The sequence below is a fragment of the Kribbella sindirgiensis genome (genome assembly GCF_004331435.1).
Lineage (GTDB): Bacteria > Actinomycetota > Actinomycetes > Propionibacteriales > Kribbellaceae > Kribbella > Kribbella sindirgiensis.
Window position 1 is genome coordinate 22340 of sequence record NZ_SJKA01000002.1, and the last position, 15611, is coordinate 37950.

Annotated in this window: 13 protein-coding genes; 6 read left to right on the top strand and 7 right to left on the bottom strand. The window is 69.4% G+C overall.

Going from position 1 to position 15611, the window contains the following annotated elements; translation table 11 throughout:
• Window positions 1–6: 6 nt before the first annotated feature.
• Window positions 7–1578 (bottom strand): hydantoinase/oxoprolinase N-terminal domain-containing protein, encoded by a 1572-nt coding sequence (locus E0H50_RS04610; protein ID WP_131285145.1) that lies wholly within the window; start codon window positions 1576–1578, stop codon window positions 7–9.
• 24 nt (window positions 1579–1602) lie between these two features.
• Entirely contained in the window at window positions 1603–2949 is a 1347-nt protein-coding gene (locus tag E0H50_RS04615; protein WP_131285147.1) for a purine-cytosine permease family protein, read from the bottom strand.
• 122 nt (window positions 2950–3071) lie between these two features.
• On the opposite strand from E0H50_RS04615, the gene E0H50_RS04620 reads away from it, so the two are divergent.
• The 3 genes from E0H50_RS04620 (at window position 3072) to E0H50_RS43375 (ending at window position 4471) form a co-directional block, all read left to right on the top strand.
• The gene (locus E0H50_RS04620; RefSeq protein WP_131285149.1) at window positions 3072–3422 is read left to right on the top strand and encodes a DUF6153 family protein; all 351 of its coding nucleotides are present in this window, start codon (window positions 3072–3074) and stop codon (window positions 3420–3422) included.
• 50 nt (window positions 3423–3472) lie between these two features.
• Window positions 3473–4063: a DUF305 domain-containing protein gene (locus tag E0H50_RS04625; RefSeq protein WP_131285151.1), complete on the top strand. Its 591-nt coding sequence runs from the start codon at window positions 3473–3475 to the stop codon at window positions 4061–4063.
• Between the two features lie 102 nt (window positions 4064–4165).
• On the top strand, window positions 4166–4471 hold the full coding sequence (locus E0H50_RS43375; protein ID WP_202868017.1) for an SbtR family transcriptional regulator: 306 nt from the start codon (window positions 4166–4168) through the stop codon (window positions 4469–4471).
• On the opposite strand, the gene E0H50_RS04635 is transcribed toward E0H50_RS43375, so the two are convergent.
• The 5 genes from E0H50_RS04635 to E0H50_RS04655 form a co-directional block, all read right to left on the bottom strand.
• Window positions 4448–6562 carry a heavy metal translocating P-type ATPase gene (locus E0H50_RS04635; protein WP_131285153.1) on the bottom strand — a complete coding sequence of 705 codons (2115 nt, stop codon included), beginning with the start codon at window positions 6560–6562 and terminating at the stop codon, window positions 4448–4450. The two genes, E0H50_RS43375 and E0H50_RS04635, sit on opposite strands and share 24 nt — an antisense overlap.
• An 87-nt stretch (window positions 6563–6649) precedes the next feature.
• Window positions 6650–8230, bottom strand: a complete 1581-nt coding sequence (locus tag E0H50_RS04640) for an ABC-F family ATP-binding cassette domain-containing protein (protein ID WP_131285155.1) — start codon at window positions 8228–8230, stop codon at window positions 6650–6652.
• A 151-nt stretch (window positions 8231–8381) separates the two neighbouring features.
• Window positions 8382–8591: a DUF6343 family protein gene (locus E0H50_RS04645; protein ID WP_131285157.1), complete on the bottom strand. Its 210-nt coding sequence runs from the start codon at window positions 8589–8591 to the stop codon at window positions 8382–8384.
• Window positions 8592–8760: 169 nt separating this feature from the next.
• Entirely contained in the window at window positions 8761–9432 is a 672-nt protein-coding gene (locus E0H50_RS04650) for a FadR/GntR family transcriptional regulator (protein ID WP_131285159.1), read from the bottom strand.
• Window positions 9433–9461: 29 nt separating this feature from the next.
• Entirely contained in the window at window positions 9462–10451 is a 990-nt protein-coding gene (locus tag E0H50_RS04655; protein WP_202868018.1) for a helix-turn-helix transcriptional regulator, read from the bottom strand.
• Window positions 10452–10522: 71 nt separating this feature from the next.
• Between E0H50_RS04655 and E0H50_RS04660 the strand changes: the two genes are divergently transcribed.
• The 3 genes from E0H50_RS04660 (at window position 10523) to E0H50_RS04670 (ending at window position 15610) form a co-directional block, all read left to right on the top strand.
• The gene (locus E0H50_RS04660) at window positions 10523–10825 is read left to right on the top strand and encodes a hypothetical protein (protein ID WP_131285161.1); all 303 of its coding nucleotides are present in this window, start codon (window positions 10523–10525) and stop codon (window positions 10823–10825) included.
• 132 nt (window positions 10826–10957) lie between these two features.
• Window positions 10958–11368: a DUF3052 domain-containing protein gene (locus tag E0H50_RS04665; protein WP_131285163.1), complete on the top strand. Its 411-nt coding sequence runs from the start codon at window positions 10958–10960 to the stop codon at window positions 11366–11368.
• 429 nt (window positions 11369–11797) lie between these two features.
• Window positions 11798–15610, top strand: a complete 3813-nt coding sequence (locus E0H50_RS04670; RefSeq protein WP_131285165.1) for a multifunctional oxoglutarate decarboxylase/oxoglutarate dehydrogenase thiamine pyrophosphate-binding subunit/dihydrolipoyllysine-residue succinyltransferase subunit — start codon at window positions 11798–11800, stop codon at window positions 15608–15610.
• The last annotated feature ends 1 nt before the right edge of the window (window position 15611 follow it).

The window sequence follows — 15611 nt, forward strand, 5'->3', positions numbered from 1 at the left end:
CCGCGCTCATGACGCAGTCCCCAGCCGCAGGTCGCCGACCGCCTTGCAGCGGATGCGGGTCGCGTTGCCGGGGAGGTACGGGATCGGGACCTCGTCGAAGTCGACGATCCGCACGGCGGCAGGGTCGGCGCCGGCCGCGATCGCGCGGTCGACGGCCTCCTGCCGGGCCTCGTCCACCACCGCGTCCCGGCGGCCCGGGTCGATCGCGTACACCCGGTCGACCTCGCCGCCGACCTGCGCGATCGCGGCGCCGATCGCGTTCGCGACCGCGAAGTGGTCCGGCCGGTGCACCGCGAGACTCCCGGGAAGATCGTCCGGCAGCAGGATCGACCCACCGCCGACCGCCACCACCGGCAGCGGGTCCGGCGACGTACGCATCCGCTCGACCGCGTCCGCGATGTCCGCGGCCACCCGCGCCAGAGCCGCCTTCACCAGCGTCGGATCCAGGTCCGCAACCGCAGCGGCGTCGCCGACCTCAGCCCGACCGGCCGCGACCGCGATGTCCGTCGCCGTCAGCGTCTTGCCGCCGAAGACCAGCGCTTCCTCGGTCAACCGGTAGCCGACCGAGCGCGGTCCGACCGTCACCAGGTCCGTCGCCAATTCGCCGTCCGAGGCCACCAGACTGCCGCCGCCGATCCCGATGCTGAGCACGTCGGGCATCCGGAAGTTGGTCCGCACCCCGGCCACGTCGACCTCGGTCGTCGCCTCCCGCGGGAAGCCGTGGGTGAGTACGCCGACATCGCTCGTCGTACCGCCGACGTCGACGACCGCGCAGGTGTCCAGACCGGACAGCAGCGCCGCGCCGCGCATCGAGTTCGTCGGGCCGGACGCGAACGTGGCGACCGGGTACCGGCGGGCGAAGTCGACATCCATCAGCGTGCCGTCGTTCTGGCTCAGGTACAGCGGCGCGGAGATGCCGTGGCCGGCCACCGCACCGGACAGCCCGTCGACGATCGACGCGGCCAGCTCCCGCAGCGCGGCGTTGATGATGGTCGCGTTCTCCCGCTCCAGCAGGCCGATCCGGCCGATCTCGTGCGACATCGAGATCGCCACGTCGTCGCCCAGCTCCGACCGCAGGATCTCGGCCGCGCGCAGCTCGAACTCGTTGCTCACCGGCGAAAACACCGACGAGATCGCCACCGACCGGACGCCGTGCTTCATCATGTCGCCCGCGTGCCGGCGCAGCTCGTCCGGGTCCAGCTCGGCGATGTGCCGGCCGTCGAACTCGTGGCCGCCGTGTGCCAGGTAGCTGCGACCGCTGATCGCCTCGACCAGCCGCTCGGGCCAGTCGACCAGCGGCGGCAACGACGCGGTGGCCGGCAACCCGAGCCGCAGCGCCGCCGTCGGCGCCAGCCGGCGGGCCTCGATCAGCGCGTTGATGAAGTGCGTGGTGCCGATCATCACGGCCTGCACCTGCGCCGGGTCGAAGGATCGCTCCGCCTGCAGCCGGTCCAGGGTGTCGATGATGCCGGCCGTCACGTCCGCGCTGGTCGCCGACTTGTTCGCCGCCAGCACGGTGGTGCCGTCCAGCAGCACGGCGTCGGTGTTGGTACCACCGACATCGATGCCGATTCGCATTCCAGATCCTCCCGTTGGTGACACTCAGTTGGTCGCGGGTACGGCGTTGACGCCGGCCGTCTCGCTGTCCATCGTGCGGCTGGTCCCGAGCCCGCGGATCAGGCCGAGCTTGCCCGCCACGACGTACGCCAGGAATCCGACGACGAGCGAGTTGATACTCGGCAGGCCCCACGTGACGTACTTGCCGATCAGCGCGGCGCCGATCCAGATCACGATCGTGGCCGGCACCCAGGTCGGGGCGGTCGGCGGCAGCGTGCCGCTCGCGCGGGAGGCCTCGAGGTCGGGGCGCCAGCGCTTCACGACGAAGTACTCCGCGACCATGATCCCGGCGATCGGCGGGAACGCGACCCCGAGCACGATCAGGAACTCGGTGAACTTGTCCAGGATCCCGCCGGCCGCGAGCACACTGCCGAGGACGCCGACGACGAGCGTGACGGCGGCCCGGTTGACGTGCCGGCCGAAGACGGTGCCGATGAAGTTCACCACGCCGAGGCCGGAGCTGTAGAGGTTCCAGTCGTTGATCTTGATCGTGCCGAGGATGATCACCAGCGTGCCGACCCAGCCGACCGACGAGGTGACGATGGTGACCACGTTCGCCGAGCCGATCGCGTGCGCCAGCAGGACGCCGACCAGACCGATCACGTACTCGCCGAGGGTGATGCCGAGCACGGTCTGCTTGACCACGTCGCCGACCGTCCGGTTGTACCGGGTCATGTCCGGCGTGATCACCGCGCCGACGATGAATCCGCCGGCGACCAGCGTCGTACCCTCCAGCAGGCTGAGGTGCGGGCCGGCCGGTGCGGCGCTGACCAGCGAGCCGAGGCTGTGGTCGGACAGTTCGCTGATGATCGACCAGCCGACCAGGAGCAGGAACGCCGGGACGGTCACGTACGCGACCCAGGCCATCGAATGGAACCCGCGCAGCACGACCAGCGTGACCGCGAGACCGAAGACGAGCGACCAGCCCCAGGTCGGCAGGACGCCGATCAGCTGGCTCAGCCCGGCCGCGGACACCGCCGACTGGATCCCGAACCAGCCGATCAGGCTGATCCCGATCGCGAGCCCGATCAGCGACGAGCCGGCCTGCCCGAACCCGGTCCAGCGCGCGATCACCGACGTCTGCAGGCCCTCGCGGGTCCCGATCACGCCGATCAGGATCGCCACCAGTTCGAGGATCACCGCACCGAGCGTGAGCGCCCAGAACGCGGACCAGAAGCTCATCCCGAACCCGAGCGTCGCGCCGAGCAGGAACTGGCTGAGCGCCGAGATCTGCCCGAACCGCTGGGTCGCGACCGACCACCACGAGTACCGCGCGTGGTCAGGGACCCGGGCGAGCGCGTAGTCGTCCGCACCAACAGATGTACCGGCCATGAAAACCTCCAGCCCTGGGATTTCATCGAACGTACGACGGTTGCTCCGGGGCCTCACCGTGGAATCTGCACACCCGGTGGGTGCTGACTGTGCATCCGGCCCAGCTCGCTACCCTTGTCCCGATGGCCGGTCGCATGCTGCGGTTGCTCGGCGTACTCACAGTAGTCGCCGGCGTTTTCGCCATGCACGGATTGACGTCCCACCACGACGCCGCGATGGCTGCGCCGGGCATGGTGATGACGCATACCGAGCCGGCCGGGGTGCATGTCGATCCGTTGGACGACATGCACGACATGGGTGGGGCGTGTATGGCCGTGCTGACCGGGCTCGTGCTCCTGCTCGCGTTGGCGCTGGGGCTGCGGAGTCAGCTGGTGTGGCGGGCGGTGTCGTTGCCGGCCACGAGCGCACGGTTCGTGCTGGGTGAGCGGTCGCCGCCTCGGTCGGTGTCGTCGTTGGGTGTACTGCGGATATAGGCCGACGTGCGCCTGTTCCGCCGTACACACCCATCGACAAAGGAAAAGTGATGACGCACGTCTACCGTACGACCGCGGCCTCGGCCGCCCTTCTCGCCGCCGTGTTCGGCCTGGCCGGCTGTGGCGATTCGGAGGCCACCGGCAGTCCGAGTACGTCGGTGCCGGCCGCAACCGGCTTCAACGACGCGGACGTGGCGTTCGCGACGCAGATGATCCCGCACCACCAGCAGGCCGTGACGATGGCGGACCTGGCGTTGCGGAAGGCGACGACCGCGGAGGTGAAGAACCTCGCGACCGCGATCAAGGCCGCGCAGGCGCCGGAGATCGAGCAGCTCTCCGGGTGGCTGACCAGCTGGGGCAAGCCGGTGCCGACGCCGAACGAGCACAGCGGTCACACCATGACCGGGATGATGAGCCCGCAGGAGATGGACGACCTGAACAAGGCGACCGGCAGCATGTTCGACCGGATGTGGGTCGAGATGATGATCAAGCACCACCAGGGCGCGGTCGCCATGGCCAAGACCGAGCAGGCCACCGGCAAGGACACCGCCTCGGTCGCCCTGGCTGCCAAGATCCAGACCGCTCAAACCACCGAGATCGCCACCATGCAAAGGCTCCTCGGCAGGCTGCCAACCGCCTGACCAATGGCTGATGGGTCGGGTCTCGCGACTCGGCCCATCAGCACTTCACGCCTGCCGCCAGACGACCTGCACCCCGTCGCGCCGTGCAATCTGCTCGACCCGATGCGCCACTCGTGCACTCTGCTGCTCGAGCTCGTGCTGGAGGCGTACGCGTTCATCTGTTACGAGCATCCGGCGTCCGAGGCGGTTGATCTGCACCGACCGGAGCATGTCGGTCACGCCCGCGGGCAGCTCATCGCCTTCATCGCGGAGCGGCTGGGTGACGTGCGCGACGACGTACCGGCGAAGGAGTTGGCGGCGTACTGCGTGCACGCTCTCCAAGCGGCAGGCGCCGTACCGTCGAAAGCGGCGGTACGGCGCCTGGTGCAGGTCACGCTGGACGGACTACGCGGCCAGCCGGGTGGGTGAGAGGTTGAGGCGGCGGAGTAGTTGGGCGTTGAGGGCTACGACGATGGTGGAGATCGACATCAGGAGGGCGCCGACGGCGGGTGAGACGACCACGCCGGCGAAGGCGAGGACTCCGGCGGCGAGGGGGACCGTGATCACGTTGTAGCCGGTGGCCCAGACGAGGTTCTGCCACATCTTGCGGTAGCTCGCCTTGGACAGGTCGATGACCGAGAGGACGGCGCGCGGGTCGTCGGCGGCGAGGACGACGCCGGCGGACTCGATCGCCACGTCGGTGCCGGCACCGATCGCGATCCCGACCTCGGCACGGGCCAGCGCCGGGGCGTCGTTCACACCGTCGCCGACCATCGCGACCTTCAGCCCGCGGGCCTGCAACTCCGCGACCTTCGCGTCCTTGTCCTGCGGGAGTACCTCGGCGAACACCTCGTCGATACCCAGCTCCTTGGCCACCGCGTCCGCGACCTGGTGCGCGTCGCCGGTGACCATCGCGACCTTCACCCCGCGTTTGTGCAGCGCCGCGACCGCCTGCCGGGACTCTTCGCGGACCTCGTCCTCGAGCGCGATCGCACCGAGCACCTGCCCGTCCCGAACCACGTGCAGCACCGCGGCCCCACGCGCCTTCCACTCCGCGACCTCCGCGTCGAGCGCGTCCGGCTCGGACAAACCGTTCTCCCGCAGGTACGCCGGCCCGCCAACCGCAACCTCCGCGCCGCCGACCGTCGCCTGCACACCGCGCCCGGTCAGCGACCGGAAGTCGGTGGCCACGAGCCTGCCGTTGCCCCCGGCAACCCCGTTCGCCTCGCCGGCCTCAGCACCTACCTGACCCTCCGCGGCGCCGACTCGCACGCCGGCCGCCTGGGCCCGCACGATCGCCTTCGCCAGCGGGTGCTCACTGTCCGCCTCGACCGCGGCCGCCAGCGCGAGCAACTCGTCGTACGACACCGTGTCAACCGTGGCGACCCCGGTGACGGCCGGCTCGCCCTTCGTCAGCGTGCCGGTCTTGTCGAACAGGACCGCGTCGATCGTCCGCATCCGCTCCAGCGCCAGCCGGTTCTTCACGAGTACGCCGGCCTTGGCCGCGCGCTCCGTGGAGATCGCGATCACCAGCGGGATGGCCAGCCCGAGGGCGTGCGGGCAGGCGATCACCAGGACGGTCACGGTTCGCGTCACGGCCTCGTCGAACTTGCCCAGCAACGCCCAGACCACGAACGTGATCAGACCAGCGATCGACGCGAAGTAGAAGAGGAACGCTGCGGCGCGATCCGCCAGCGCCTGCGCACGGGAGGACGAGGCCTGTGCCTCCGCCACCAGCCGCTGGATGCCGGCCAGCGCGGTGTCGTCACCGACCGCGGTGATCTCGACGCGCAGAGCGTTGTCAGTGGCAACGGTTCCGGCGACCACACCGTCACCGACGGCCCGCGACACCGGCCGCGATTCGCCGGTGATCATCGACTCGTCGACCTCGGCCTGTCCCTCGACCACGGTGCCGTCCGCGGGCACCCGTCCGCCGGAACGCACCAGTACGACGTCGCCCGCCTGCAACTCGTGCAGCGACACCTCGACGACCCCGTCGTCGGTCACCTTCTCGGCCGAGTCCGGCAGCAGCGCGGCCAAGGCGTCGAGCGCCCCGGACGCCGCGCCGAGCGCCCGCATCTCCAGCCAATGCCCGAGCAGCATGATCACGATCAGCAGCGCGAGCTCCCACCAGAAGTCCAGGTCGAACCCGCCGAGCTGCAGCGTGGTCACCCACGAGGCGACGAACGCGACGGTGATCGCCATCGAGATCAGCAGCATCATTCCGGGGCGCCGCGACTTCAGTTCGCCCCAGCCACCGGTGAGGAACGGCTGCCCGCCGTACCCGAAGATCACCGTGCCGAGCACCGGCGCGATCAGGCCCGCGCCGGGGAAGTCGGGCCGCATGTACCCCAGCAGGTCCGCGAACATCTCACTGAAGAACACCACCGGCACCGCCAGCGCCAGGCTGATCCAGAACCGGTCCTTGAACTGCGCCGCATGATCCCCATGCCCGCCATGCGCCCCGTGACCACCGTGCGCTTCGTGACCACCGTGTTCGTGCTGCTCGTGCTCGTCCATACCCAGAACATACCCCCAGGGGGTATTAAAAATCAAGGCATGAGAAAGCCCCGCCACCCGAAGGTGACGGGGCAGACACCCAACCGCCTACAGCGGATCGATGTCGGTCAGCGTCTCCGAGGTCAGCTCGACCCACCGCGTGATGCCGATGTCGCGCAGGAACGGCACGTCGTGGCTGGCGATCACGAGCGCCCCGTTGTACGACGCCAACGCGTCCTTCAGCTGCGCCACGCTGGCGAGGTCGAGGTTGTTCGTCGGCTCGTCCAGCATCAGCAACTGCGGCGGCGGTTCCGCGAGCAGCAGCGCCGCCAGCGTGGCCCGGAAGCGTTCGCCGCCGGACAACGTACTGACCAGCTGATCCGCGGCCCGTCCACGGAACAGGAACCGCGCCAGCCGCGCCCGCCGCTCCTGGTTCTCCGTACTCGGGGCCAGCAACGCGAGGTTGTCCACGATCGACAGGTCGTCCCGCAGCAGGTCGAGCCGCTGCGGCAGGTACCGGAACGGCACCGCCGGCAACTCCCCCGCCACGATCGACTGCAGCAGCGTGGTCTTCCCGGCGCCGTTCGACCCGGTCAGCGCGATCCGCTCCGGACCCCGGATCTCCAGGTCGACGTTCGCCCCGGTCCGCAGTACGTGATCCTCCAGCCGCAGCACGATGCGGCCGGCGGGTACGGCGGTCTTCGGCAGGTCGACCCGGATCGTGTCGTCGTCGTGGACCTTCTCCTCCGCGTCCGCGAGCGCCTCCTGCGCCGAGTCGAGCCGCTCGGACTGCATCCCGAGATGCTTCCCCGCCGACACCTGCGCGGACCGTTTCAGCCCGCCCGCGATGATCTTCGGGATCCCGCCCTGCTCGAAGGCCCGCTGCCCCCGGGCGCGGCGCTGATCCATCTTCATCCGCGCCTCGACCAGATCCTTCTTCTGCTTCCGTACGTCGGCCTCCGCCGCCCGCAGCATCCGCTCCGCGGCCTCCTGCTCGATCGCGACCGCCTCCTCGTACGCGGTCAGGTTGCCGCCGTACCAGGTGACCTCGCCCTTGCGCAGGTCCCCGATCTGGTCGACGCGATCCAGGAGCTCGCGGTCGTGGCTCACAATCACCAACGCACCACGGAACTGGTCAACGGCGTCGTACAGATGCCGCCGCGCCCGCAGGTCGAGGTTGTTCGTCGGCTCGTCGAGCAGCAGTACGTCGGGACGCCGCAGCAACTCGGCCGCGAGCCCGAGCAGGATCGTCTCGCCGCCGGACAGCTCGCCCACGCTGCGGTCCAGGTCGATCGCGCCCAGCCCGAGCTTGCCGAGCAGCGCCTCGGCGCGTTCGTCGACGTCCCACTCGTCGCCGACGATCCCGAAGTTCTCCTCCGAGGCGTCACCCGACTCGATCGCGGTGATCGCCCGCCGGACGGCCTCGATACCGAGGGCCTGGTCGACCCGCAACGAGGTGTCGAGGGTCAGGTCCTGCGGCAGGTACCCGAGCTCGCCGCTGACCCGGATCGCCCCACGCTGCGGGGTGAGCCGGCCGGCGATCAGCCGGAGCAGCGTCGACTTGCCCGCGCCGTTGCGGCCGACGAGCCCGGAACGGACCGGGCCGGCGACGAACGTCAGGCCGTCGAACAGCACCTCGCCGTCGGGCCAGGCGAAGAAGAGATCGGTACAGGACAGGGAAATGCTCATGAGTTGTCGACTCCAGCCGAGGTCTCGAAACGAGACCGCACACCGATGAGGTGGCGATCAATCAGTTGCGGAGAAAGACCTCAGTTCGACAACTCGAACCCCTGCCCTCGGGAATGTGACTCCCCAAGCTTACGGATCCCGGTTGGGTTGATCAACCATTTTCCGAACGCTTGCGCCGGGCAACAACCACCAGATCGACGAGCGCAACCACACCGAGCACCGCGAACGCGATCACCCACCCGACCGGCAGGTCGAGCACCGCGGCCAGTACGGCGGCCGCGATCCACAGCGCCAGACCGAACGACGCCAGCACGATCCGCAGCGTCAACGCACTACGCGGCGGCGGCGGTTCGTACCCCATACCCCGTCTGTACCCCGCGCCGCCCCTCGCCGCACCCGACCACCCACCGCGGCATCTGGTGGGTCTACGTCCGAGATGTCGGGTTTACGCCCCGGATCTCGGACGCAAACCCAGCATCTCGGACGTCAACCCACGAAATGCTGCGGGCCAACGCACCAGGTGCTCGGGCTCAGGAGGCCTTGCGGAGCCAGGTTTCGACGCCGGCGATGTGGGCGGTCATCCAGGCGCGGGCCGCTTCGGCGTCGCGGATCTCGATGGCGTCCAGGATCGCGGCGTGTTCGGCGAGGGTGCGCTCGACCGCGCCGGCCTGGGTGACGCCGCGCCAGATCCGGGCCCGCTGGGTCGCGCCGGAGATCCCGTCGAGCAGCGAGCAGACCACCTGGTTCCCGGTCGCCTCGGCGATCCCCCGATGGAACCGCAGGTCGTTCGCGACCAGTTCCTCGACCGAAGCATCCGGCGCAAGATCGCTCGTCAACAAGCGCAGTTCGGTGACCTGTTCCGGGGTGATCCGGGTCGCGGCCAGCGCCGCCACACCAGGCTCGAGCAAGCGCCGTACCTCGAAGAACTGCAGCACCGAGTCGTCGCGGTGCAGGTCGACCATGAAGTTCAGCGCGTCCAGCAGATGCGCCGAGTCGAGGCTGGTCACATACGTCCCGTCACCGTGCCGGACGTCCAGCACGTTGACGAGCGTGAGCGCCTTGACCGCCTCCCGCAGCGAGTTCCGCGACAAACCCAGCCGGGCGGCGAGATCCGCCTCCTTCGGCAACCGGTCCCCCGGCCCCAGTTCCCCCGAGGTGATCATCCCCTTGATCTTGACGATCGCCTCATCCGTCAACGCCATTTCGTAAGTATGCCCTCGCCGGGGGCGGTTCAGCCGGTTCCGGCGACCCGGGCGAGGAGCATGGGGCGGGTTGCGGCGCCGGTTTTGGCGAGGACCGCCTTGACGTGGTCGTTGACGGTGTGTTCGGACAGCACCAGGCGGTGCGCGATCCGGCGGGAGTCGGCGCCTGTGGTCAGCTCGGCGAGGATCTCGCGTTCGCGGGGCGTCAGGGCGTGGGCGAGCGCGAAGACCTCGAGGCGTTCGGCCGGGGTGGATTCCTCGATGGTGACGGCGATGTCGGCGTCGGGTGCGGTGCGGGCCGCGCGCAGGGTGATCCAGCGCCCGGAGCCGAGGTGGACCCGTGACCACGGCGGGCCGACTCCGACGCCGTTCTCCGTGGCGATGAGGGCCGCCGCCAGGTTGTACGCCGCGGCGGGAATCGCCTGCGCGACCACGGTCGGATCGTCGGGAGGATTCAACCGCTGCAGGGCCTCGCGAGCCGCAGGCGTGCCGACCCGGACTTGCAGGTCCGCCCCAAGCAGCAGAACAGCAGGCCCACCCGCCGACTCGCTGGATCTCGGCGGCCGCTCGTGCGAGAGGGCGGGTTGAGCGGGAGCGAAGGTTCTGGCTTGGGATTGCCGGAGGGCGGTGGTCAGGGGTGGGGCGATTGAGGCCAGGAACGCTTGTTCTTCGGGGGTGAAGGGGATGCTGCGCCAGAGATCCAGCCAGGCCCAGCAGCCGTAGCGGTCCGCGAAGGTTGCGGTCAGGACCTCGACGGACTCGCTGCGACGCCACACCGAAGGGTTGCCGGGGTCGGTCCAGCGGGTGCCTTCAGCCAGGTATCGCGAGCGGATCAGGCCGGGCAGGTCGGACCACGCCAGTCCGGGGATGTCGGCCAGCGGGGCGGTGCCCACGCGGGTGACCGGGTCGGTCAGCGCCCACACGTAACCGTCGTACGGCACCGCGTGCCGCAGCTCGGTCAGGGCTCGTTCGCGCAGTTCCTTGGCGTCGAGCGAGCCGGAGCACAAGCGTTCCCACACATCGTGAGGGTACGAAAGATCCCCAGGATCGGGGATGGGACACTCACGGCCGGCGAGCGCACGCTGGCCGCATGATCACCTTGCACATCGAGAACACCATCGCCGACTACGACGCCTGGAAAGCGGCCTTCGACCGCTACGACCGCGCCCGCCGCGACCACCACGTGCTCGCGTACCGCATCAGCCGCCCCGTCGACGACCCCGCGCGGGTCCTCATCGACCTCGACTTCGACACCCGCGACGACGCCGCCGCGTTCGTCCAGATCCTGGAGAAGATCTGGCAGACGCCACTCTCCGCCGCCGTGTCCAGCGCCCACACCGCCCCCGAGCTCCGCACCGTCACCGAGCAGCAGCTCGTCGCCACCGAGGTGTGAGACAGCGGCTCGACAGTACGTATACGCGTACTACACGCGCTCCCGCGCCTGGCGCCCGGCCGGCACCTGGGCAAGTGGACGTATACGTACTGTCGAGCTGCCGCATCCCGCGTCGAGCCTTAGCATCCGAGCATGACCGCGACGCCGGGGTACTCGGGTAAGCCGCTGGCCGCCAAGCTCGGGATCAAGGCGGAACACCTGGTCCTGCTCGACAACGCCCCGGCCGGTTTCGTCGTCGAAGGACTCCCGCCGGGTACGTCGGTTGCGCGCCGCCCCGGGCGTACGCCGTACGACGTCGTGCTGATGTTCTGCCCCGACCGGGCCCGGCTGGCGAAGCGGCTGCCGGTGCTGCTCGCCCGGACCACGACCGCGGGGATGATCTGGACCGCCTGGCCGAAGCGGTCCTCCGGCGTACCGACCGATCTCGACGAGAACGGGATCCGCGAGCTGGCGCTGCCGCTCGGGGTCGTCGACGTCAAGGTGTGCGCGATCGACGCGACCTGGTCGGGCCTGAAGCTGGTGCGGCGGCTGTCGCACCGATGAAGGCCAATCATGCCCAGGTGGACTGATTCGGAGCGTGACGTTGACCACACTTCTGCACGGTGATGATCGTCACGGGTGGCAAGTGGACAACTGCATACAGTGGCCAGCCACGCTCAGGACGCCGTCCGGACCAGCCGTGGCGAACCGCCGGAAAGCCACCTCTGCAAGGCGTCCCGCAGCTATGACCGTTGCTCTCCGCACCGGCGGGCGGTGAGAGGACGGCGTGTGGCCTGAAACACCTTTGTGGGCAGTGTTTCAGGCACCGATGGATCCGGTCGCCAGGGCCCGACCACTCGACACACTGGTCCGGTGGTCCCGAGCTGTGGAAGTGGTCCCCCTGCTATTAGCCTTTGCTTGGGACACCACCCATAACATCAGCATTAACGAACCGCGGTACCGGACCCGAAATCGGAAGAGGCGAACTGCCCAGTGGCCACCGAGCCATCAGACACCAATCCCCTAGCAGCCTTCGGTGCGAACGAATGGCTGGTCGACGAGCTGTACGAGAAGTACCAGCAGGACCCGAATTCGGTGGATCCGGCATGGCTCGACTTCTTCAAGACCTACCAACCAGGTGACGCGACGCCGGTGAACACCACCCCGGCCGACGCTCCCAGGCCCGACGCGGTGTCCGACAACAAGACGCCCGAGGCGCCGAGCCGCGGTACGGCGACGTCCGCGCCGGCCTCGAGCGCACCCGCGGCCACGACCGCCGCGAAGCAGCCGGCCCCGGCCGCCGCCGCGCAAGCCGCGCCGCCGCAGGCTCAGCCCGCAGCGAAGCAAGCACCGGCGAAGTCCGGCGCCCCGACCGGAGGCACGGTGAACCAGCCGCCCAGCGCTCAGCCCAAGCCCGCCCCCGCGACCAGCGCGGACACCGAGCGGCTGATCCTCCGGGGCGCCCCGGCGCGGACCGCGCAGAACATGGAGACCAGCCTCACGGTCCCCACGGCGACCAGCGTCCGCGCCGTCCCGGTCAAGCTGCTGATCGACAACCGGATCGTCATCAACAACCACCTCAAGCGCGCCCGCGGCGGCAAGGTGTCCTTCACCCACCTGATCGGCTGGGCGCTGGTCAAGGCGCTGAAGACGCTGCCGGACATGAACGCGTCGTACGACGAGACCGAGGGCAAGCCGACCCTGGTCCACCCGGCGCACATCAACCTCGGCCTGGCCATCGACATGCAGAAGCCGGACGGCACCCGGCAGCTGCTGGTGCCGTCGATCAAGGGCGCCGAGGAGATGACCTTCGCCGACTTCTGGATGGCGTACGAGGACATCGTCCGCCGGGCCCGCGACAACAAGCTCGCGCTGCCGGACTTCCAGGGCACCACGATCAGCCTGACCAACCCGGGCACGATCGGCACCCAGCACTCGGTGCCGCGGCTGATGACCGGCCAGGGCTGCATCATCGGCGTCGGCGCGATGGAGTACCCGCCGGAGTACCAGGGCGCGGCCGACGAGACGATGGCCAAGCTCGCGGTCAGCAAGGTGATGACGCTGACCTCGACGTATGACCACCGGATCATCCAGGGCGCCCAGTCGGGTGAGTTCCTGCGCCGGATCCACCAGCTGCTGCTCGGCGGCGAAGGCTTCTACGACGAGATCTTCCAGTCGCTGCGGATCCCCTACGAGCCGATCCGCTGGGCCGCCGACCTCCCGCACAGCCACGAGGAGGACATCAGCAAGCAGGCCCGGATCCTGGAGCTGATCCACGCGTTCCGGGTGCGCGGCCACATCATGGCCGACACCGACCCGCTGGAGTACAAGCAGCGCAGCCACCCCGACCTCGACGTCGCTACCCACGGCCTGACGCTGTGGGACCTGGACCGCGAGTTCGCCACCGGTTCGTTCGGCGGCAGCGACCGGCGGTTCATGAAGCTCCGCGAGATCCTCGGCATCCTGCGCGACTCGTACTGCCGGACCACCGGTATCGAGTACATGCACATCCAGGACCCCGAGCAGCGCAAGTGGATCCAGGAGCGGGTCGAACGCCCGCACACCAAGCCGCCCCGCGAGGAGCAGCTGCGGATCCTGGCCAAGCTGAACGAGGCCGAGGCGTTCGAGACCTTCCTGCAGACCAAGTACGTCGGCCAGCGCCGCTTCTCGCTCGAGGGCGCGGAGACCACGATCCCGCTGCTCGACGAGCTCTGCGAGGAGGCCGCCGGCGCCGGGCTGGACGAGGTCGCGATCGGTATGGCGCACCGCGGCCGGCTGAACGTGCTGGCGAACATCGTCGGTAAGTCCTACGGCCAGATCTTCCGCGAGTTCGAGGGCAACATCGACCCGCGGACCGTGCAGGGCTCCGGTGACGTCAAGTACCACCTGGGCGCCGAGGGCGAGTTCGTCTCCGAGTTCGGCGACAAGATCAAGGTCTCGGTGGCGGCGAACCCGTCGCACCTGGAGACCGTCGACCCGGTGCTCGAGGGCATCGTCCGCGCCAAGCAGGACATCCTCGACCGCGGCGCCGCGTTCCCGGTGCTGCCGGTGCTGGTGCACGGTGACGCGGCCTTCGCCGGCCAGGGCGTCGTGGCGGAGACGCTGAACCTGTCCCAGCTGCGCGGCTACCGGACCGGCGGCACGATCCACGTGATCGTGAACAACCAGGTCGGCTTCACCACCTCGCCCGCGTCGTCCCGCTCGTCGATGTACTCCACCGACGTGGCCCGGATGGTGCAGGCGCCGATCTTCCACGTGAACGGCGACGACCCCGAGGCCTGCATCCGGGTCGCTGACCTGGCCTTCGAGTACCGGCAGGCGTTCAACAAGGACGTCGTCATCGACCTGGTCTGCTACCGCCGCCGCGGTCACAACGAGGGCGACGACCCGAGCTTCACCCAGCCGCTGATGTACGACCTGATCGAGCAGAAGCGCTCGGTCCGGAAGCTGTACACCGAGGCCCTGATCGGTCGTGGCGACATCACGATCGAAGAGGCCGAGCAGGCGATGCAGGACTTCCAGCAGCGGCTGGAGCGCGTGTTCGCCGAGGTCCGGGACGCGAAGAACGAGCCCGATACCCCGCCGCCGTACGTGACCGCTCCGGACTACCCGAACAAGCCCGAGGGGCCGGACGCGACCGCGATCAGCCGCGAGGTGCTGAAGAAGATCGCCGACGCGTACACCACGCTGCCGGAGGGCTTCACCGTGCACCCGAAGGTGCAGCCGCAGCTGCAGCGCCGGGCGCACGCGATCACCGAGGGCCCGCTCGACTGGGCCAGCGCGGAGATCACCGCCTTCGGCTCGCTGCTGCTCGACGGCCGCCCGGTGCGGCTCGCCGGTCAGGACAGCCGCCGCGGCACATTCGTCCAGCGGTTCGCCGCCGTCATCGACCGGGTCAACGGGCAGGACCACGTCCCGCTCCAGCACCTGGACGAGGAAGAGGGCGGTCAGGGCAACTTCTACGTCTACGACTCGCTCCTCAGCGAGTACGCCGCCCTCGGCTTCGAGTACGGGTACTCCGTCGCGCGGCCCGAGGCGCTGGTGCTGTGGGAGGCGCAGTTCGGCGACTTCGTGAACGGCGCCCAGTCGGTCATCGACGAGTACATCTCGTCCGGTGAGGCGAAGTGGGGCCAGAAGTCCGGCGTCGTACTCCTGCTGCCGCACGGCTACGAGGGCCAGGGCCCGGACCACACCTCGGCCCGGATCGAGCGGTTCCTCCAGCTCTGCGCCGAGGACGCGATGACCGTGGCGCAGCCGTCGACCCCCGCGTCGTACTTCCACTTGCTCCGCCGGCACACGCTCGGCGAGGAGCACGTCCCGATGATCGTCTTCACGCCGAAGCAGCTGCTGCGGCGCAAGGAGGCGGTGTCGCAGCCGGAGGAGCTGACCCACGGCACCTTCAAGCCGGTGCTCGGCGACGCCGAGGCCGAGGCGGGCGCGGCCGGTGTCGAGCGGGTGATCCTGGCCTCCGGCCGGATCGTGTACGACCTGCTCGCGGAGCGGAAGAAGGTCGAGGCGGACAAGATCAGCACCGCGATCCTCCGGGTCGAGCAGCTCTACCCGCTGCCGCACGAGGAGATCGTCGCCGAGCTGGCCAAGTACCCGAACGCGACCGAGATCCGCTGGGTCCAGGACGAGCCGGCGAACCAGGGTCCGTGGCCGTTCATGGCGCTGAACCTGACCGAGCACCTGGGCGGCAAGCCGTTCTACCGGGTGTCCCGGCCGGCCATGTCCGCCCCGGCGGTCGGCTCGCACGGTGTCCACGGCACCGAGCAGGCGACGCTGCTGAAGCAGGCGTTCAGCTGAC

Excerpts from the sequence above, each read along its gene's own strand:
- E0H50_RS04640 (WP_131285155.1), bottom strand. The coding sequence starts at position 8,230 with ATGAGCATTTCCCTGTCCTGTACCGATCTCTTCTTCGCCTGGCCCGAC.
- E0H50_RS04665 (WP_131285163.1), top strand. The coding sequence starts at position 10,958 with ATGACCGCGACGCCGGGGTACTCGGGTAAGCCGCTGGCCGCCAAGCTC.
- E0H50_RS04610 (WP_131285145.1), bottom strand. The coding sequence starts at position 1,578 with ATGCGAATCGGCATCGATGTCGGTGGTACCAACACCGACGCCGTGCTG.
- E0H50_RS04660 (WP_131285161.1), top strand. The coding sequence starts at position 10,523 with ATGATCACCTTGCACATCGAGAACACCATCGCCGACTACGACGCCTGG.
- E0H50_RS04650 (WP_131285159.1), bottom strand. The coding sequence starts at position 9,432 with ATGGCGTTGACGGATGAGGCGATCGTCAAGATCAAGGGGATGATCACC.
- E0H50_RS04625 (WP_131285151.1), top strand. The coding sequence starts at position 3,473 with ATGACGCACGTCTACCGTACGACCGCGGCCTCGGCCGCCCTTCTCGCC.
- E0H50_RS04620 (WP_131285149.1), top strand. The coding sequence starts at position 3,072 with ATGGCCGGTCGCATGCTGCGGTTGCTCGGCGTACTCACAGTAGTCGCC.
- E0H50_RS43375 (WP_202868017.1), top strand. The coding sequence starts at position 4,166 with ATGCGCCACTCGTGCACTCTGCTGCTCGAGCTCGTGCTGGAGGCGTAC.
- E0H50_RS04635 (WP_131285153.1), bottom strand. The coding sequence starts at position 6,562 with ATGGACGAGCACGAGCAGCACGAACACGGTGGTCACGAAGCGCACGGT.
- E0H50_RS04615 (WP_131285147.1), bottom strand. The coding sequence starts at position 2,949 with ATGGCCGGTACATCTGTTGGTGCGGACGACTACGCGCTCGCCCGGGTC.
- E0H50_RS04645 (WP_131285157.1), bottom strand. The coding sequence starts at position 8,591 with ATGGGGTACGAACCGCCGCCGCCGCGTAGTGCGTTGACGCTGCGGATC.